This window comes from Streptomyces sp. NPDC026394 (genome assembly GCF_055567735.1).
Genome location: NZ_JBVHPX010000003.1, coordinates 311918 through 330636 on the forward strand (window position 1 = coordinate 311918; position 18719 = coordinate 330636).

The window sequence follows — 18719 nt, forward strand, 5'->3', positions numbered from 1 at the left end:
CGGATCCGAACGAAGCGGGTCCGATTCCGTACGGAGCGGCTCCGATTCCGTACAGCTCGACCCGTCGGAGCGGCCCCGAAGACATCCGCATCCACCGCACCGACGGTACCGACCCCACCCGAAGAAACCGGGAGCACCATGACCTCGCAGACGCAGGAACCGCACGTCACGACCGACGACCTCGTAGCCCTGCTCGGCGAGCGCCTGCACGCCGAAGTGGTCCGGCACTTCGAGGCGCTGAGCGACGCCGGGACGGAGTACGTGGAGCGGCAGGTCACCGAGTGCCTGCGCTACCTCTACCTCGTCTCCCGCCACCGCGAGCAGCTCAGTGGTCTCTTCCTGCCCGTCGAGCAGGACATCGACGAGATCTGGCACTACCTCATCCTCCAGACGCGCGAGTACCGGGAGTGGTGCGAGCAACGGCTGCCGGGACGGTTCTTCATCGAGCACCGCAGCATCGGCTACGACGCGTACCAGCAGGAGCCGGGACGGGAGCAGGTGATCGAGGAGGCCCTGCGCTGGATACCGCTGTACGTCCGCGAGTTCGGCCCCTTCGACGAGGGCGCCCTGCCGCACTGGACGATCGTGCGCTTCCTGCACGACCAGTTGAGCATGTCGCTGCGGGACATCGCGGCGCTCCAGCCTGCCGGCGCGCCCTGAGCGCGCTATCGGGGCAGCCCGAGAACGAGGAAACGGACCTATGAGCGCTCGGCCCGGCACACCGGCACCACATGCCGCACCCCACGCCTCACCGCACGGCCAGCACGGCCCGCACGGCCAGCACGGCGATCCAGCCGCGGAAGTTCTGGAGCCCCCGGAGCAGAAGCGTGTGCTCATCGTGCTCGCGCTGTCGCAGACGCTCAGCGGCGCCGGGCTGGCCGCGGGCATCACCGTGGGGGCCCTGCTCGCGGAGGAGATGCTCGGCTCGACGGGGCTGGCCGGCCTGCCCGCCGCCCTGTTCACGGGCGGGGCGGCGCTCGGTGCCGTCGGCATCGGCCGGGTCTGCCAGCGCTGGGGCCGGCGGCCGGGTCTCACCGCGGGGTACGCGACCGCCGGCCTGGGCAGCCTCGGCGTCGTCGCCGCCGCGGGCCTCGGTTCCGTATGGCTGCTGTTCCTGTCGCTCCTCGTCTACGGAGCGGGTACGGCGACGACCCTGATGGCCCGGTACGCGGGCGCCGACCTGGCCGCGCCGACGCGCCGGGGGCGTGCGGTGAGCCTGGTCCTGTTCGCCACCACGCTCGGCGCGGTGATCGGGCCGAACCTGGTCGGGGTGACGGGCGAGGTCGCGCACGGTCTGGGCGTGCCGCGCCTGGCGGGACCGTTCCTGCTGGCGGTGGTCGCGTACGCGGCGGCGGCCGTGGTGCTGGGGTTGTTCCTGCGCCCGGACCCGCTGCATCTGGCGCGGCGCCTCGCGGAGACGGAGGAGCAGGCGAAGGAGGCGTCGGCTGAGGCGGAGGCGGCGAAAGAGGCGTCGGAGACCGCGGAGGCCGATGGCGTCGCGGCCGCCGCCCCCGCGGCCCGTGCCGACACCCGCAAGCTCGTCACCGGTGCCGCCGTCATGACCTTCACCCAGTTGGTCATGATCGCCATCATGACGATGACGCCCGTCCACATGCGGGCGCACGGCCACGCGACCGAGACCGCCGGGCTCGTCATCGCCCTGCACGTGGCGGCGATGTACCTGCCGTCGCCGCTCACCGGGATGCTGGTGGACCGGATCGGCCGGCTGCGCGTCGCCGCGGCTTCCGGCGTGGTTCTGCTCGCCGCGGGCGTCCTCGCCGCACTCGCACCGGCCCACTCCGTACCGGCGCTCGCCACCGCACTCGTGCTCCTGGGCATCGGCTGGAACTTCGGCCTCGTCAGCGGCACCGCCATCGTCACCGACGCCGTACCGCTGGCCACCCGCGCCTCGACGCAGGGCCTGGTCGACGTCGGCATCGCCGTCGCCGGTGCCACCGGCGGCATGGCGTCGGGGCTGGTCGTGGCCACGGGCGGCTACTCCACGCTGGCGCTGGGCGGGGGGATCGTGGCGCTGGGCCTCGTACCGCTGCTGGTGCTGAGCGGGCGTGGGGGGCGTGAGGAGCGTGGTGATCGCACGGGTACGGGCGCGGGTGCAGACGCGCGCGCGGGCGCGGGTACGTCTGCGCCGGGGGAGCAGACATGAAGTACTTCAAGAGCCTCACGGGCCGCAAAGGCTTCCCTCAGTTGCAAACCCGTCCGGACACCGCCGGGCACCCCGCCCACTACACGGCCTCCAACCGTCCGCACAGCCCGCCGGGCGCGGGGCCGGTCAGCGCGGCGGTCCGTACAGCGGCGCGCGCGGCGACGCGTACGGCCACTCGTGCGGCCTCCGCCACCGGGCACGCCACCAAGCCCGCCGCCGAGGCTGCCGTCGTCGCCCCGGCCGGCAAGCGTTCGGCAACGCCGCCCCGTATGCGGGCCGCTGCCCGCGTACGGCCTCCCGTCCGTCGCCACCTCCAGCACACCCAGAAACCTCGCAACACCCGCACCACTCGAAACGACCGCTCCACCCGCTCCACCCGTTCCACCCGGAGCAACCACTCCCCCCACCCCCTCAACATCCTCAGTGTCCTCGGCATCTTCATCGTGGCGCTGACCCTGCTCTTCTCCGGAACGGCAGCGGCCAAGGGCGGCAAGACCCCGACCCTCACGGCCGCCGGCGCCGCGCCCGTACAGGCCCCCGATCCCACCCCCACCCCGGCGGCTCCCCCGGGCGCGCACGGCACCCCCACCCAGGTGTCCCCCGCCCGGGCCGGCTCCACCACGGGCATCCAGTACCGGCGCGACAACGAACGCGATCCCGGGCGGGAGAAGGACAAGGACCGTAACCAGGCGCGTCGTTGCACGCGGACCGCGCCGGGCGCGCCGTCCCCGTACCACCGTCGGCTTCCGTCGCACCCGTGCGCGGCCCGGTCCTACCCGACCGCCGCCCTGTTCTCCGCACACACCGGCACCGCCGCCGCACTCACCACATCAAGACCAGGCGTGGCCACCCGCCCCGCCTTGCACTGTCTCCACTGCGTGTTCCGCTGCTGAGAAGCGCTGCTGGGGCTTCCTGCTCCGCACCAGTCGAACGGGTTCTGCCATGCCCCTCAATGGCACCACTTACCGACCAGCAGGAGACATTCCCTCGTGGAAACCTTCATCGAACATGCCCGCTCCTTCAACGCCCGCATCGCGGCCGCGCACGAGGAGCGTGAGACCTACCAGCGGCTCGCCGACGGCCAGTCACCGCTCGCCCTGTTCATCACCTGCTCCGACTCACGGATCATTCCGTCCCTGATCACCGGAGCGCTGCCGGGCGAACTCTTCGAACTGCGTACGGCGGGCAACGCCGTACCCGCGCACCGGCCGGACATGCCGGCCAGCGCGGAGGCCGCCACCATCGAGTACGCGATGCGGGTGCTCCGCGTCGCCGACATCGTGGTCTGCGGTCACTCGCACTGCGGGGCGGTCGGCGCCATGGCGCGCCGCGAGGATCTCGCCGGCGCTCCCGACGTACGCGCCTGGCTGACCCAGGAACTCTCCGACGAGCTGCCCGTGGACGAGGCGCCGACGGTCGCGACCGCGGTCCAGCGGCACGTCACCGAGCAAGTGGCGCGGCTGCGCCAGTACCCGTGCGTACGCGAGCGCGTCGACGCGGGCGAGGTGAACCTGCACGGCTGGTACTACGAGGTCCACACCGGCCTGGTCACGGCGCACCGGCCCGACACCGACACGTTCCTCCCCCTCTGACGGCGAAGGCGCCTTCCATGACACCGAAATCGAACCCGGGCACGACCACGGACGTGACCACGGGCGCGACAGCTCCCTCCCCGGCGCCCGGCACCGACGGCGCGCCCCACCCCACCCCTATCCACCCCAAGAATCCCTCCCCCTCTACTCCCTCTACTCCCTCCCCCTCCTCCCCCTCCCCCCGCTGGCCCCACCTCCGGGCGGACTTCACCGCTTCCATCGTCGTCTTCCTGGTGGCCCTGCCCCTGTGCGTCGGCGTGGCCGTCGCCTCCGGCGTCCCGGCGGAACTCGGTCTGATCACCGGCATCGTCGGCGGCCTGCTCACCGGCTTCCTGCCCGGTAGCAGCCTCCAGGTCAGCGGCCCGGCCGCCGGGCTGACCGTCCTCGTCTTCGAGGCGGTCAAGGAATTCGGACTCGGCACGCTGGGCGCACTCGTCCTCGTGGCGGGCCTCCTCCAGCTCGCCATGGGCGCGCTGCGCCTCGGCCGCTGGTTCCGGGCCATCTCCGTGGCCGTCGTCCAAGGCATGCTGGCGGGCATCGGACTCGTCCTGATCGCCGCACAGCTCTACACCCTCACCGACGCCAAGGCCCCCGGCAGCGGACTCGCCAACCTCGGCGGCCTGCCCGGCCTGGTCACCGGCACCGCGGGCTCCGGAGCCGCCCTGTCCGCCCTCGCGGTGGGCGCGGGCACCATCGCCGTACTGGTGCTGTGGCCCCGGTGGAAGCGCGCGGCCCGCATCCTGCCGGCCCCGCTCGCGGCCGTGGCCCTGGCCACGCTCGCGGTCTTCGCCCTCGACCTGCCCATAGCCCGCGTCGAGGTCCACGGCCTGCTCTCCTCCGTCCAGCCGCCCGGCGGCTCGGACTTCGCCCAGCTCGCGGGCGTCGGCGCGATCGGCACGATTCTCGCCTTCGCACTCATCGCGTCCGCCGAGTCCCTGTTCAGCGCGGCGGCCGTGGACCGGCTGCACGACGGGCCGCGCACGCAGTACGACAAGGAGCTGATGGCCCAGGGCGCGGGCAACACCGTGTGCGGCATCCTGGGCGCGCTGCCCATGACCGCGGTGATCGTGCGCAGCTCCGCGAACGTCAGCGCCGGAGCCCGCACCAAGGCGTCCCGCGTGATGCACGGCGCCTGGCTGCTGATCTTCGCGGCGGCCGTCCCGGCGGCCCTGGGCATCATCCCGGTCGCGGCGCTGGCAGGCGTACTCGTCCACGCGGGCTTCAAGCTCATCCCCGTACGCGACTTCGGCCCTCTGTGGCGCGAGCACCGCGGCGAAGCGGTGGTCCTCGCCGCGACGGCCATCGCCATCGTCGTCACCAACATGTTCGAGGGCGTACTGATCGGCCTCCTCCTCGCGATCGCCAAGACCGCCTGGGAGACCTCGCACGTCCACCTGGAGATCTCCGGCCTGGACGCCCCGTCCACCGAACCCGTCCAGGTACGCGCCCTCGGCAACGCCACCTTCCTGCGCCTCCCCAAGATCCTCGACCAACTGGAGGCCCTCCCCCACGACCGCAAGGTCACCCTCGACCTCACCGGCCTGCGCCACCTCGACCACGCCTGCGCCACCGCCCTCACCACCTGGACCACCCACCGCTCCAACCAGACCAACTCCCCCACCCCCGACAACCCGGCCCACGCGCCCTAATCACACGCCCACGCCGGCCCTGTAGGCGGCACTGACGTATCCATGGACGCCCACGCCCCCACCTGGGGCGTGGGCGCCTCCCAGTCGGGGCGTGGGCGCGTCCCGGTCGGCGCGTGGGCGCGTCCAGCTCGGCGCGTGGGGCTGCCACCCGGGGGCGCCGCGTCCTCACCTGAGGTCGTGGGCGCGTCCCACCCGGGCCCATGGGCGTATCCCCTCTCCGGGAACACTCCCGATCGCCCCGCCCCAACCCGAAAACACCCCACCTGCCTCCCCTCCCCCCGCCCCTCCCCACCACCCACCCCCCATCCGCTACCCTGTCCAAAGCTGCCCACCAGCAGCCCGGCCGCGCGCCCACCAGGCGCCGACCACTCCCCGCCTCCGTAGCTCAGGGGATAGAGCACCGCTCTCCTAAAGCGGGTGTCGCAGGTTCGAATCCTGCCGGGGGCACAGAGAAGAAGCAGGTCAGAGCCCTTCCGCCTACCGGGTGGAGGGGCTCTCGTGCTCACGCGCGCCCATGGCGAAGGGCTTGTGCAGCCTGCCGGAAGTCGGCCCAGCCCGGTTCTTCGGCGGTTCTGCCTTGCTGCATGGCTCACGGAAAGACCTCGTATGTTTGCCTCCCTTGCCGGGCCTCGTACAAGCAGCCCTATGCCGGCCACCACGACCACGACCGTCCACCGGGGAGCCGTTCGGGCGGGCTTTGGTCCGTCGCGAGTTGCCTTGAGTGCGGTGAGTCGGCGGTCGAGGTCGTGGGGTGCTCTGGTTCATGAGGAGCGGGTGTGGCCTCTTTGGGGGCGTTGGGAGCTCGGGGTCGAGCAGCGCGGGCACCAGTAGCCGTCGCCCTGGTAGTACGTCCACCCCATGTCGGTGATGTGTGGGGTGGCCGCCTTGGCGCTGTGCAGGAGGTGGCCGAAGAGGTCTGTCCCGATGTCCGGGGGCTGATCGGGGACGACCAGGTCGAGGACGGCGCGGGCGCCGCAGCCCAGGCGGGCGCACATGAGGAAGAAACGTACCGGGCCTGGCGGTTCGCCGACGGTCGTGAGACTCATGCGCTCACTTTGGTGGGCGGCGCGATCGAGGGCGGGGGTTCGCTTCAACCCGCCCTCGGTGGTGGGCACTTGGATGCGCGGTCATGCGTTGACCAGTTGGCGTCAGGTGGGCGTCGGACGCCACCAGGTCGTGGTCGGCGACCATACGCGGATGCCGGTGGGCGGGGCGCCGATGGCGGTGGCGTCGAAGCGGCGGCCGTGGTGCGACGGGTCGGCAGCGACGGTGACGAAGTCGACGGTACGGGCGGACGGGGTGGGCCGGCCGGTGACGGTGCGGACCGTGGCGTATGCGGTGGAGCCGGGCGCGAGGCGGTACGGGGCGCTCTCGGTGGGCGGGTCGGGCTCGGCGGCGCCGTCGAGATCGCCGAAGGTGACGGTCGGGATGCGGTCGATGACGCAGGGCTTGGTGGTGCGGTTGGTGGCGCTGATACGCAGGATGTCGGGGTGTTGGGGGGTGGGGATGGATGCCTTGATCGTTAGTGCGGATTCAGGGCAGCGGGGGGTGGGGGCGGTTGAGGAGGTGGGTGTGGCGATGGGGTTGGCCGAGGCTGTGGTGGTGAGTGTGGTGAGGATTGCGATTGCGGCTGTGATGGTGGCGAGGAGGGCTGTGGCGTTCCTGGTTGAGTGGTGGCGTTTGGCGGGGGTGGGGTGGGTGGAGTGGGTGCGGTTGAGTGAGCGAGTGGGGTGGGGTCGGGTGCTGTGTGTGCGCATGTGGTTCTCCGTCCTGTGGGTGGTCTTGGTGGCGGAGGGAGGTGGGAGGCGGAAGGGGGGAGAAGGTAGGCCCGGGGTAGTGGGTGGGATGGGGCGGAGGGATCGGGATGGGGCGCGGTGTTCGCGGGGCGCGATATGTGATGTTCCTCGGCGTTCTGTGAGACGGACGGACGGCGGTTTTCGTTGTATGGCGGCGTGGCGCGAGGCGGTCAGGGGCTGCGTGGCACCCGTGCAGAGCCTGGGGCCGAGGTCGTACGGGGCCCGGGCAGGCTCGGTCCGGGGGTAGCAGAGGGGGCAGGCCTGGCGCGGAGTTATCCACAGGGCTGAGCGCGGGTGGCGGGATTGCTCGTACGCTGCTGGCATGAGCGAGGCGGAGATGGCTTCCGGTGCCGAGGAAACCCGGGAAACCGAGGACGACGTCAGTGGCGCGGTGAGCGTACTGCGGCGGGTATTCGGGTACGACGCGTTCCGCGGGGAACAGCAGTCGATCATCGAGCACGTCATAACGGGTGGCGACGCGGTCGTACTGATGCCGACCGGCGGCGGAAAATCCCTGTGCTACCAGATTCCGGCCCTGGTGCGGCCGGGCGTCGGGGTGGTCGTCTCACCACTGATCGCGTTGATGCAGGACCAGGTCGACGCGCTGCGGGCGCTGGGCGTGCGGGCCGGTTTCCTCAACTCCACGCAGGATCTGGAGGAGCGGCGGCTGGTGGAGGCCGAGTTCCTCTCCGGAGAGCTGGACCTGCTGTATCTGGCACCGGAGCGACTGCGGGTGGAGCAGACGCTGAACCTGCTCGACCGGGGCAAGATCTCGCTCTTCGCGATCGACGAGGCGCACTGTGTCGCGCAGTGGGGCCACGACTTCCGGCCGGACTACCTCGCTCTGTCGATGCTCCGGGAACGGTGGCCCGAGGTCCCGAGGATGGCCCTGACCGCGACGGCCACGGAAGCCACCCACCGCGAGATCACCTCGCGGCTCGGGATGGAGAACGCCCGGCATTTCGTGGCCAGCTTCGACCGGCCGAACATTCAGTACCGGATCGCCGGAAAGAGTGACCCGAAGAAGCAGCTGCTGGAATTGCTGCGCACCGAGCACGCCGGTGACGCGGGCATTGTGTACTGCCTTTCGCGGGCGTCGGTCGAGAAGACCGCGGAATTCCTGGTGCAGAACGGCATCACCGCGCTTCCGTATCATGCGGGGCTGGACGCGCGGATGCGCGCCGAACACCAGGCCCGCTTTCTGCGGGAGGACGGGGTGGTGGTCGTCGCCACCATCGCGTTCGGGATGGGCATCGACAAGCCCGACGTACGGTTCGTGGCCCACCTGGACCTGCCGAAATCGGTGGAGGGGTACTACCAGGAGACGGGTCGCGCGGGACGGGACGGCCAGCCGTCCACGGCGTGGCTGGCGTACGGGCTGCAGGACGTGGTTCAGCAGCGGAAGATGATCGACGGCTCGGACGGGGACGACGCCCACCGCAGGCGGCTGTCGGCGCACCTCGACGCGATGCTCGCGCTCTGCGAGACGGTGGAGTGCCGGCGGGTGCGGCTGCTCGCCTACTTCGGGCAGGAGAGCAGCGCCTGCGGGAACTGCGACACGTGTCTGACACCGCCGCAGACCTGGGACGGCACCGTTCCCTCGCAGAAGCTGCTCTCCACGGTGGTACGGCTGCAGCGCGAGCGGAAGCAGAAGTTCGGTGCCGGGCAGATCGTCGACATCCTGATGGGGCGGAAGACCGCGAAGGTCATCCAGTTCGATCACGACCAGCTCAGCGTCTTCGGGATCGGGGAGGACCTGCGGGAGGCCGAATGGCGCGGCGTCATCCGGCAGTTGCTCGCCCAGCGGCTCCTCGCGGTGGAGGGTGACTACGGCACGCTGGTGCTCACCGAGGCGAGTGGTGAGGTGCTGCGGGGGCAGCGTGAGGTGCTGATGCGCCGCGAGCCGGAGAAGGCCGTGAAGGCCAAGGCCGCGAAGGCGGCCAAGGGGCGGCGCGCGGTGCCGGTGGACCTCCCGGAGGAGGCGGTGCCGGTGTTCGAGGAGCTGCGCGCCTGGCGGGGGCGTACGGCCAAGGAGCAGGGCGTACCGGCGTACGTGATCTTCCACGACGCGACGCTGCGGGAGATCGCCACGGCCCGGCCGTCGAGCATGGGCGCACTCGGCTCCGTGAACGGAGTGGGCGAGAACAAACTGGCGAAGTACGGCGAACAGATTCTGGCTGTGTTGTCGGAGCAGGCGATACCGGCGGAGCAGGCGGTGCTTTCGGAACAGGCGGCGCCGGCGACGGGACCGACTGCGGGGCGGGAGCCGGTGCCGGAGGAGGAGTGGGACTGGGGGGAGCCGCCGGCTGAGGAGGAGTGAGAGGGCTCCGCTTCCGGGAGCCCCGGGGGGGGAAGGAGAGGGGGTTAGTTGGGAAAGGTGAAGGCTAGGTGGGTGTGGAGGGCCTGGGCCTGTTCGGGGGTGGCTAGGACCATGATGCTGTCGTAGGCGCGGTGCGGCCGGCGTGGAAGCGCCAGGTCTGCGGGCCGTCGTCGTGGGTGGTCTCGGCTCGGGCCTCACGGACGGCGTCCCGGTCGTGGTAGTCCTCCGCGAGGTGGTCGGTCAGGGTGGGCATGGGCTTGCCGTTCCGTTTCGAACTCCGGTTGGTCCAGGCGGCCGCCCTCGAAGTCGTCTTCGTTCTCGACGATCCGGGCGTTGGTGATGGCGGCCTTGCCGCCGGCGTCCGTTACGGGGTCCTCCAACAGGGTGGCGCGGTCGTAGGAGGTGGAGTCGATGGAGCTGGTGTCGTCGATGTCGTCGGCGCGGGCCGAGACCGTGACGTCGAACTCTTGGAGTGCGCACGCTGCCTGTTCATGCTCTGCCAGTGGCTCGTCCGCCTAGTTCGCCGCCTCCGCGAGGGTGCTGTGCATCTGCGCCTCGGACACCAGGCCGATCTCGTGCAGAGTCACGCCGATACGGGCGTACGTCATCGATGGAATGTTCGATGTACGGGGGGCTTGGCAGAGGGCCGGCCTCCGTGCATCCGGTTCCTTGACAGCCGACCGGACGAAGCGCACGCGCGCAGGGTGATTGCGCGCGGTTCCGGGAATCGCCGCGAAGGGGATGGGTATGGGGCGAGAGTTGATGTGAGGCCGGACCGGAGCATGGGGGGCTGATGAGGATTCGGGTCAGGCTGGACGAGGCGGAGAGCGACCTGGAGTTGCGGTCGTTGTGCGAGTGGCTGACGGACGATCCCGCCGTGGGCCGGAGCGCGGACGTCTCGCTGCGGGCGAGGGAGGGCAGGCCCGGGGAGATGGGGCTGGGGTTCGACGCCGTCCAACTGATCGTGGACAGCGCGTTCCAACTGAGCAGCCTCGCCATCGCCATCGACGGCTGGCGCAGGGCGTACGCGGCGCGCCCCAAGATGACGGTCGAACGCAATGGCGTACGGGTCAGTTTCGCCACGGCGGACACGGACGGTGCCCGGAGCATTCTTCGCGCGTTGGAGGAGATGGAGCAGTTGGAGGAGGCGGGAGGGGAGGAGGGAGCGGACGAGGTGGAGAGGTCGGAGGCAGGGGGAGAAGCACGTTCAGGTGAAGCGGGGGCGGGAGAGGCACGACCAGGAGCACCGCGCGCGGTAGAACCGCGTACGGCAGAAGCGCGTGCAGGAGAAGCGCGTGAAGGCGGGACGGGTGGGGGTTGACGGGATGGATGGAGTCGGGGGAGAAGTGGGGGCGGCGTTCGATCCGACGGAGTCGGCTTGTGTGATCATCGGGGTCGACCGGTACGCCAATCTGCCGCCGCTGCCCGGGGTCCGCAACAACCTCAAGGCCCTCAAGGCCGCGCTGACCGACCGGACCATCGGCGGGATGCCCAAGAAGAACTGCCGGATCGTGTCCAATCCCCGCACGGTCACCGCGGCGTTGAAGCCCATCGAGGAGGCGGTACGGGCCGCGCGGGACACCCTGATCGTGTACTACGCGGGCCACGGGTTCCTCGATTCGCGGCCGGAGGGCCTGTACCTCACGCTGCCCGGTACGGAACCGGGGAAGGTGCACAGCGGCATCCCGTACACCTGGCTGAGCAGTGCCCTGGGCACCCGTACGCCGCCCAAGCGCCGCATCATCATCCTCGACTGCTGCTACAGCGGCAGCGTGATCAGACGCATGTCCGTCGGGACCATGTCCGGCACCATGTCCACCGCGGCGGCCACACAGCAGGCGTCCAGTCAACTGGGGGAGGCCCTGTTCGAGGGCATGGACAGCCTGGAGGGCGTCTCGTACCTGCTCACCTCGACGCCGTGGAACGTGGAGGCGCTGGCACCGGAGGGCGAGGAGCACACCGCCTTCACCGGTGAGTTCCTGCGGGTGCTGCGGGAGGGGATCCCGGGCCCGGGTCCGGAGAGCGCGGCAACCGGCCCGGCCGCGGCTCCCCCGCCCCACGATCACCTCAGCCTCGAAGCCATCTACCGGGAAGTCCGCCGCGCGCTGCGCGAGAAGAACCGTCCGCTGCCGCAGCAGCAGGCGCAGAACGGCATCGAGAAGCTGCCGTTCGTACGGAACCGGGCTGCGCGCCCCGCTCCCCCACCGGGCCAAACCAGCCAGACCGATAAGACCGGTGAGAGTGGTGAGAGCGGCCCACCTGGGCAGAACGGCCGGCCCGGTACACCCGGCGAGCCCGGCCAGGCTTCGGACGTCGGATCGTCCGGAAGCGCAGGGACCGCCAGCCCTTCTGGCCCCCCGGGCACCGCACGCTCACCCGTCTCACCCGCACCCCCCGCCCCGGAAGCCGTCAAGGCGCGGAAGGTCCGGCGGCGGGCGCTGATCTCCGTACTGTGCGTCGCGGTGGTGGCGACGGCGGTCCCGGCCGCCGTGTGGTGGCAGTCGCGGGACGACGAGCCGTCCTCCGGCGCCTGCTCGGACGACGTGGCGCTGATCGGTCACAGTGACGCGCTCAACGGCGTCGAGTACGAGGGCGCCGTACCGGTGGACGGCCTGTCCGGCCTGGCGATGTCCGGCCCCTCCCGGGCGTGGGCGCTGGCCGACAATACGCCGGGCCGGATCTTCGACCTCGACCTCGGTACGTCGGGCGCCGCACCGCCGGCCGCCCGCGCCGTCCACCTGCGTACCCTCCGTCCCACCGGCGGCGGCCGCTTCGACGGCGAGGGGCTCGTCCTGGAGAAGGGCGGGCATACCGTCCTGGTCGCCTCGGAGGCGGGCCCGTCGATCCGCAGGTTCCGGGTGTCGGACGGCGCGGAGACGGGCCGCATCGAACTGCCGCGCAACCTGGTCGAATGGGCCGGGCCGGAGAACCTGGAGGCGTTGGGAGCGTCCCCGGACGGCCGGTACCTGTACGCGGGCATGGAGGCGCCGCTCTTCCGCGACGGCAAGGCGCGGGGCCGCAGCCTGCTGCGTATCCAGCGCTTCAAGGGGACGCCGGGCGGCGCGTACGTACCGGACAAGCAGTTCGCCTACCAGTCGGCGGCCGGGCTGCGGGTCTCGGAGCTGGTGGCGATGGGCGGCGACCGGCTGCTCGTGCTGGAGACCAACCATGCCGAGGGCCAGGGCAACGCGGTGCGCGTCTTCGGGGCCGACCTGAGCCGGGCTAAGGACGTCTCCCAGGTCGCGTCGTTGCAGTCCGAGCCGGTCGACGCGTTCGCGAAGAAGTGGGAGCCGGTCGACCTCGTCACCTGTCCGCGGGGGGCCGCGGCGACCGCACAGCCGCAGTCGAACCCGTTGCTGGAGAACGCCGAGGGGATGGCGCTCGGCACCGCGCCGCTGGCCTCCGGCCCGTACAAGGGGCGGCTGCCGCTCTTCATCGTGTCGGACAACAACAACAGCCCGCACCAGATCACCCGGGTGTACGCCCTGGCGATCCGGACCGGTCGGACGGGGACGGGGAGCGGGACGGGGCTGGGGACGGAGGCGAGGACGGGGACGGAGGCGAGGACGGGGGCTACGGCGGGGGCGGGATGAGGCGGAGAACGGCTCGCGCGCCGCCGTCCGGCGCGTTGGTGAAGTGCAGTTCGACGCCCAGGACGGCCGCCTGGCCGACCGCGATGGTCAGGCCGAGACCGTGTCCCTTGCCGCGGCCCGGCGCGTCGGTACGGAAACGCTGCGGGCCGCGGTGCAGCAACTCGTCCGGGAAGCCGGGCCCGTGGTCGCGCACTTCAACGACAGGGATCGGGGACGGTCCTCCTCGGTGTGCTCCGTCGTGCGGCGGCCGGTCGTGCGGTGTCCTGACGTGCGGCTTTCCCTCGTACGGCTCTCCTGTGTACGGCTTCCCCGCGTACCCTCCGCCCTGGCCCCCGCCCCCGCTCCCGCCCTCGCCGCCCGGCACATCCACGGTCACCACGACCGGAGACTCCCCGTGCCGGTGCGCGTTCAGGACCAGGTTGCACAGGATGCGGTCCAGGCGGCGCCTGTCCGTCCGTACGACCGCGTCCCGCACGACACGTACCTCGGTGTCGAGCCCCGTGCCGCGCACGGAGCCGCGGACCAGCGCGCCCAGCTCGTACGCGGCCAGGTCGGGGTGTTCGGCGCCGGAGTCGAGACGGGAGATCTCCAACAGGTCCTCGGTGAGCCGGTGCAGCGCCCGCAGCCGGTCGTTGATCATCTCCTTGGGGCGGCCCTCGGGCAGCAGCTCGGCCGAGGCGAGGATGCCGGTCAGCGGGGTGCGCAGTTCGTGGGCCACGTCGGCGGTGAAGCGCTGTTCGGCCTGGAGGCGGCCCTGGAGGGAGCCGGCCACCGAGTCCAGCGCCGCGGCCACCGCCGCCACCTCGTCCCGCGCCCCCGGCCGGCCCCGCCGCCCCACCCCCTCGGTGCCGACCCGGGCGTCCAGATCCCCTGCGGTGATGCGGCGCGCGACGGCCGCCGTGGTGCTCAGCCGGCGGCTGATGCGGTGCGCGAGGAACAGTCCGGCGAGGGCGACGGCGGTGGCGGCGAGGACGGCCGAGCCGAAGATGGCCGTGTCGAGGTTCTCCAGGGAGCGGCGGGTGTTCTCGTACGGGGACCAGACCGCCATCACCTGGTCCCCGGCCGGCGCCGCCGTCCACATCACACGCTGCCCGTGGTAGGTGCCGACCATGCTGCCGCGCCGGCCGTGGTGGACCAACGCGCTGAGCTGGGCGGGCAGTTCGGCGGGGTCGAGTACGGAGTTGAGGCCCTCGCGGGAGGTGCCGTACTCGTACAGGTCCAGCGCGTCGTCGAGGTCGGCGAGGGTCTCCTTCCGTACCTGGCCGACGGTTTGGCGGGCGACGGCGTTGTGGACCAGGACACCCAGTACGGCGGCGACCGCGCAGCACACCGCCGTGACGGTGAGCGCGATCTTCCAGCGGAGGGAGAGCGCCAGAAGTGCCGGATGCGCCGGGCGTGACGGACGCGCCGGGCGTGCGGGACGCGCCGGGCGGGTCATGCGGGAGCCCTTGGGGACGGCGTGTTCGTCGGGGCCGTGGGCAGCGGGTTCTTCGAGGTCCGGTAGTCGTCCAGGGTGAGGTCCCACAGGCCCATCCGGCGGCCGTCCCACACGTAGTCGGTGACGCTGACGTAGCGCGGGTCCTTGGTGGGCTCGCGTACGGCGAGGTGGCCCGCGGCCAGTTCGACGCCCGCGAGTACGGCGCGCATCGCCAGGACGCGCGTCACGACCTGGTCGCGGACGCTGTAGACGCGCAGCAGGCTGGTGCGCGCGTCCAGGTCGACGGCGCTGATCAGGTCGGGTTTTCCGTCGTCGGTGAGGTCGTGGAGGACCGGGCTGCGTACGGCGTCGGGGGCGGGCGGCCGGTCCCCGTCGGCCGCGAAGTCCGCGCGGACGACGGCCGCCGGGTCGGTGTCCTTCATGTCGCCGGAGGGGACTCGGGCGATGCCCGGTACGGCGCGCTGGTCGCCGGGGTCCTCGTCGCGGACGCGCGGCGCGGGCGTACGGTCCGCCCACAGGGCGAGCGGTGCTTTCACGTTCCGCGCCCGGCCGTCCTCGTGCAGTCCTGCGACGGGTGCGCAGCCCGCCGCCAGGGCGAGCGGCAGCGGCACCATGACCAGTGCCACCGCCGCGAGCGTCCGGCGCCGCACGGCCCACCGCCTTCCCGTCCGACGCGTCCCCGTGGCCTTCCGGGCACGGACACAGATGTACGTAACGAGACAAAGTTACCCATAGTGGCGGCGCGCGTACGGTTACCTGCGCCCATGCCGTGACATCACTGACCGCAGAGATGGCCCAGGCTGTTACACAACCTACGGATCGCCGTGAAAGACGCCTCGTACATTCGTCTTCGAACCAGCAGACCTACGGCAGTCCGGTCCGGGCCGCCACGACGAGGAGTCGTTCCATGCGGGCAAAGCGCCGCTCCGTGATCCGTACCGCCGCCGTCGCGACCGGTGTCGCGGCCGCCCTGCTCCTCCCGGCGGGCGGCGCGTTCGCCGCCGCCACCGCCGAAACCCCCACCGCCCCTGCCGAAGCCGCCACCCAGCACGCGTCGGGCCGCCTGTCCGCCGTGCTGCCCGAGGACGGCCTCGCCGGGATCGCCGAGCGGATCGGCGGGCTCCCCGCGAGCGGGCTCGCGGCCGCGGCCGGTGTACTCGGCGCGGCGGGTGCGGGCATCGCGGTGCACCGGCGCCGCCAGGCGCAGCAGGTCTGAGCCGAAGCGGCCGAAGGCAGCGCCCGCGTCCCGTACGTCCAGGCCCTCGCCCCGCCCCTCCTCGCCCCTCCTTCGTCCCGTCGGGCCCGTCACTCCGCCAGCCGCTGCACCGCCTCGTAACCGGGCACACCGGCGAGAACACCTGCCCCACCGCCACCGCCCGCCTCGTCCGCCCCATCGTCCCTGCCGTCCCCGTCGGCCCCGTCGGCACGTACGGACTCCGCGAGTGTCACGGCCGCGTGCAGCGCCGAACGGAACAGCAGCGAGCCGGTGCTGACGCGCCGTACGCCCAGCTCGGCCAGGCGGGCGAGGCGGCCCCGGCCTCCGTCCGGGCCCGGCGTGTACAGGACGTTCAGCGGTGCCGGGATGCCCGCGACCAGCGTGCCGACCGCCCGTTCGTCGGCGACGCCCGGCACGAAGACGCCGTCCGCCCCGGCCGCCAGATACGTTTCGGCGCGGGCCAGCGTCTCGTCCAGCGGCCGCGTCGCCACGTCGTCCACGAGCCAGTGCGTGTCGATACGGGCGTTGACGTAGAGGACCGGCGCACGCTCCTTGACCGCGCGGATCAGCTCCGCCTGCCGCGCGGCCGCGACCAGCGGGCCGTCCCCCGTCCGGCCCGGCAGCCCGTCCTCCAGGTTGACGCCGGACGCACCCGCCTCCGCCAACTCCGCCGCCAGCGCGCCCACTTCCTCCGGCCCACCGCCGAAGCCGCCTTCGATGTCCACCGTGTACGGGCAGGTCAGGCGGCTGCCGAGCCGTCGCGCGAGGGCGACCGTGGCGTCCCGTACGCGGGCCGAACCCTGCCCGTCGGGTTCGCCCAGGGCGGCCGCGACGCCCAGGCTCGTGGTGCCGATCGCGGCGAAGCCCGCGGCGGCGAGGGCGGCTGCGGAGGCGGCGTCCCAGGCGTTGGGGAGCAGCAGCGGCGCGTCGGCGTGGTGCAGGGCGTGGAAGGTGCGGTTCCGGTCCTTACTCACGCGCACACCACCTCCAGCGCCGCCGGCACCCGCAGGTTCACGGACGGCTCGTACGCGATGTCCGGGCGGACCAGGCGGCAGCCGCGCGCGAGCAACGCGTCCAGCACTCCGGCCGCGAGGGCCCGGGCGTGAGCGTTCCCGGGACAGGCGTGCGCCCCGGCGCCGAAGGCCAGCGATCCGTCGGGGGCGACCAGGCCGACCCGTATCGGGTCGCCGCCGTCCACGGGGGCGCGGAGGGTGCCCCGTACGGGTGGGTCGGTGCGCAGGGCCTGCTCCAGCCGGTCCGTGGTGGGGTCGGCGCACGGTGGTACGGGCAGGAGCTCCGGCGCGTGCCCCGTTCCCGACAGCGACAGGTACGCCGCGTTCCCGATCAGCCCCGCCGTGGCGTCGTACGCCTGTACCAGCAGGCCGATGCGGGCCGCGGTGGCCTCGTCCCACGTACCGCCGCAGTCCGCCACGAGCCGGGTGAGGGCGCGGTCCGCGGCCGGGACCGTCCCGCCGTGCGCGTGGTACGCGCGGGCCACGTCCCCCACCAGCCCGGCCGTGTCCGCCGTGACCGGCAGGCCGAGCGACGCGGCGAGTACTTCGGCGGGCACGACGCGGGCCACTCGGGCCATCACCTCGATCGGGCCGGGGGCGCACAGCAGCTCCTGCGTCCGGACGCGCGTCGCGTCGCGCAGGACCGCGGCGCGCAGCGCCACGGCCGCGTCCGGCCCACCGGGCGATCCCGTCGAACCCGTCGAACCCGTCGAAACCGACGCACCCGACGCACCCGACGCACCCGACGCACCCACCGAACCCGACGCCATCACCGAACCCGCCGAACCGGGAAAATCAAGTGCACCGATCGCATCAAGCGCTTCGGTCGCCAGTGCCCGCCGCCGCGCATGCGCTTCCCCGCTGCTGAAGCGGGCCACCCGCGCCCGCAGCCAGGCCATCGTGCCCTCGGGTGCGTCCTCCGGTACCGGCGACACTCCCCAGCCCGGGTCCGTGAGCAGGTCAGGGCCGGTACCCCCGCGTGTGCTGTCCAGGTCGCCCGTGACGTCCACGTCGTCCATGTCGTCCACGTCCAAGGTCTGCATGCCAGGACCGTAGAACCGCCTTGTTTCGGGCCCGGCCGAAACGTGCCCCCGCACAATGGACCCATGACCACGCAGGCACCGCCGCCGGACGCGGCACCGGCGCACAGCGTCGGGCTCGCGCGTCTCGCGGGCCTGCTCGCCGACCGGACCCGGGCCGCGTTCTGCCTGGCCCTGCTGGACGGGCGGGCCTGGACGGCGGGTGAGCTGGCCGCGTACGCGCGGGTCGCGCCCTCCAGTGCGAGCGAGCACCTGACGCGGCTGACCGAGGGTGGGCTGCTCGTGGAGCACCGACAGGGCCGGCACCGGTACGTGCAGCTCGCAAGCCCTCGCGTCGCCGAACTGATCGAGGGGTTGACCGCGCACCTCGACCCACCCGCCGAGCGGCCGCGCGGGCTGCGCGCAGCGAACGCGTCGGCGGCGCTGGCCCGCGGGCGTACCTGCTACGACCACCTGGCCGGGCGGCTGGGCGTGGCCGTCACGGACGCGATGACCGGGCGCGGCCTGATCGACCAGGACGGCGGGTTCGCGCTCACCGGCGCCGGCCGCGCCTGGTTCGCCGAGGCCCTCGCCACCGACACCGCCATGCTCCGCGCGGGCCGCCGCCCGACGGCGCGCGGCTGCCTGGACTGGACCGAGCGGCGGCAGCACCTGGCAGGCGTGGCGGGCGCCCGGCTCTGCGCGGGGCTGCTGGAACGGGCGTGGGTACGGCGCGTCGGCAGCGGCCGGGCCGTACGGCTGACGCCCACGGGGGCGGAGGCCCTGCGTGACCTGCTGGGTCTGGATGCGGAGGCGGCGGGGCTGCTCCAGCGGACAGGCGGCGCTGCTCAGGCGGCGCTGCTTGACGGGCAAGCGGCGGAAGCGGGGCGGGAGGACGGCCGGAGCGCGTAAGTACCCC

At 72.5% G+C, this 18719-nt stretch carries 17 protein-coding genes and 1 tRNA gene; 11 read left to right on the top strand and 7 right to left on the bottom strand.

Translation table 11 applies throughout. The features are described from left to right. Positions 1–138: 138 nt before the first annotated feature. From ACZ4QV_RS09775 to ACZ4QV_RS09800, 6 genes are all read left to right on the top strand, one after another. Entirely contained in the window at positions 139–660 is a 522-nt protein-coding gene (locus ACZ4QV_RS09775; RefSeq protein ID WP_361149548.1) for a glycine-rich domain-containing protein, read from the top strand. Between the two features lie 40 nt (positions 661–700). Beyond that, positions 701–2164, top strand: a complete 1464-nt coding sequence (locus ACZ4QV_RS09780; protein WP_361587453.1) for an MFS transporter — start codon at positions 701–703, stop codon at positions 2162–2164. Next, positions 2161–3057 (top strand): hypothetical protein, encoded by an 897-nt coding sequence (locus tag ACZ4QV_RS09785; RefSeq protein WP_361587452.1) that lies wholly within the window; start codon positions 2161–2163, stop codon positions 3055–3057. Before ACZ4QV_RS09780 ends, ACZ4QV_RS09785 begins: the two co-directional genes overlap by 4 nt. A gap of 96 nt (positions 3058–3153) precedes the next feature. Beyond that, the gene (locus ACZ4QV_RS09790) at positions 3154–3756 is read left to right on the top strand and encodes a carbonic anhydrase (RefSeq protein ID WP_361149541.1); all 603 of its coding nucleotides are present in this window, start codon (positions 3154–3156) and stop codon (positions 3754–3756) included. A gap of 17 nt (positions 3757–3773) precedes the next feature. Further along, positions 3774–5405, top strand: coding sequence for a SulP family inorganic anion transporter (locus tag ACZ4QV_RS09795; RefSeq protein WP_467762744.1), 1632 nt, complete (start codon positions 3774–3776; stop codon positions 5403–5405). 374 nt (positions 5406–5779) lie between these two features. Then, a tRNA-Arg gene (locus tag ACZ4QV_RS09800) sits at positions 5780–5852 on the top strand. 314 nt (positions 5853–6166) lie between these two features. On the opposite strand, the gene ACZ4QV_RS09805 is transcribed toward ACZ4QV_RS09800, so the two are convergent. Together ACZ4QV_RS09805 and ACZ4QV_RS09810 are read right to left on the bottom strand one after the other, a co-directional pair. After that, positions 6167–6451 carry a hypothetical protein gene (locus ACZ4QV_RS09805; RefSeq protein WP_467762745.1) on the bottom strand — a complete coding sequence of 95 codons (285 nt, stop codon included), beginning with the start codon at positions 6449–6451 and terminating at the stop codon, positions 6167–6169. Between the two features lie 102 nt (positions 6452–6553). Next, positions 6554–7162 carry a DUF4232 domain-containing protein gene (locus ACZ4QV_RS09810; protein ID WP_361149532.1) on the bottom strand — a complete coding sequence of 203 codons (609 nt, stop codon included), beginning with the start codon at positions 7160–7162 and terminating at the stop codon, positions 6554–6556. A gap of 376 nt (positions 7163–7538) precedes the next feature. On the opposite strand from ACZ4QV_RS09810, the gene recQ reads away from it, so the two are divergent. Next, positions 7539–9521 carry a DNA helicase RecQ gene (recQ, locus tag ACZ4QV_RS09815; protein WP_361587542.1) on the top strand — a complete coding sequence of 661 codons (1983 nt, stop codon included), beginning with the start codon at positions 7539–7541 and terminating at the stop codon, positions 9519–9521. Between the two features lie 103 nt (positions 9522–9624). Here recQ and ACZ4QV_RS09820 read toward each other — a convergent pair whose 3' ends face one another. Beyond that, positions 9625–9774 (bottom strand): hypothetical protein, encoded by a 150-nt coding sequence (locus ACZ4QV_RS09820; RefSeq protein ID WP_361149529.1) that lies wholly within the window; start codon positions 9772–9774, stop codon positions 9625–9627. 540 nt (positions 9775–10314) lie between these two features. Here ACZ4QV_RS09820 and ACZ4QV_RS09825 point away from each other — a divergent pair. Beyond that, the gene (locus ACZ4QV_RS09825) at positions 10315–10842 is read left to right on the top strand and encodes an effector-associated constant component EACC1 (RefSeq protein WP_361149526.1); all 528 of its coding nucleotides are present in this window, start codon (positions 10315–10317) and stop codon (positions 10840–10842) included. A gap of 61 nt (positions 10843–10903) precedes the next feature. Continuing rightward, the gene (locus tag ACZ4QV_RS09830; protein ID WP_361587445.1) at positions 10904–13114 is read left to right on the top strand and encodes a caspase, EACC1-associated type; all 2211 of its coding nucleotides are present in this window, start codon (positions 10904–10906) and stop codon (positions 13112–13114) included. Here the strand turns inward: ACZ4QV_RS09830 and ACZ4QV_RS09835 are convergent. After that, the gene (locus ACZ4QV_RS09835) at positions 13095–14552 is read right to left on the bottom strand and encodes a sensor histidine kinase (protein WP_361587443.1); all 1458 of its coding nucleotides are present in this window, start codon (positions 14550–14552) and stop codon (positions 13095–13097) included. The two genes, ACZ4QV_RS09830 and ACZ4QV_RS09835, sit on opposite strands and share 20 nt — an antisense overlap. Beyond that, positions 14549–15202, bottom strand: coding sequence for a hypothetical protein (locus ACZ4QV_RS09840; protein ID WP_361617060.1), 654 nt, complete (start codon positions 15200–15202; stop codon positions 14549–14551). Before ACZ4QV_RS09840 ends, ACZ4QV_RS09835 begins: the two co-directional genes overlap by 4 nt. 257 nt (positions 15203–15459) lie before the next feature. On the opposite strand from ACZ4QV_RS09840, the gene ACZ4QV_RS09845 reads away from it, so the two are divergent. Beyond that, positions 15460–15768, top strand: coding sequence for a hypothetical protein (locus ACZ4QV_RS09845; protein ID WP_361149516.1), 309 nt, complete (start codon positions 15460–15462; stop codon positions 15766–15768). Positions 15769–15857: 89 nt separating this feature from the next. Here the strand turns inward: ACZ4QV_RS09845 and ACZ4QV_RS09850 are convergent, their stop codons facing one another. Beyond that, positions 15858–16742, bottom strand: a complete 885-nt coding sequence (locus tag ACZ4QV_RS09850; RefSeq protein WP_361587438.1) for an isocitrate lyase/PEP mutase family protein — start codon at positions 16740–16742, stop codon at positions 15858–15860. Further along, entirely contained in the window at positions 16739–17824 is a 1086-nt protein-coding gene (locus ACZ4QV_RS09855; RefSeq protein ID WP_361149511.1) for a hypothetical protein, read from the bottom strand. The genes ACZ4QV_RS09850 and ACZ4QV_RS09855 overlap by 4 nt, the downstream gene beginning before the upstream one ends. Positions 17825–17887: 63 nt before the next feature. On the opposite strand from ACZ4QV_RS09855, the gene ACZ4QV_RS09860 reads away from it, so the two are divergent. Next, positions 17888–18712 (top strand): ArsR/SmtB family transcription factor, encoded by an 825-nt coding sequence (locus tag ACZ4QV_RS09860; protein ID WP_361587434.1) that lies wholly within the window; start codon positions 17888–17890, stop codon positions 18710–18712. The last annotated feature ends 7 nt before the right edge of the window (positions 18713–18719 follow it).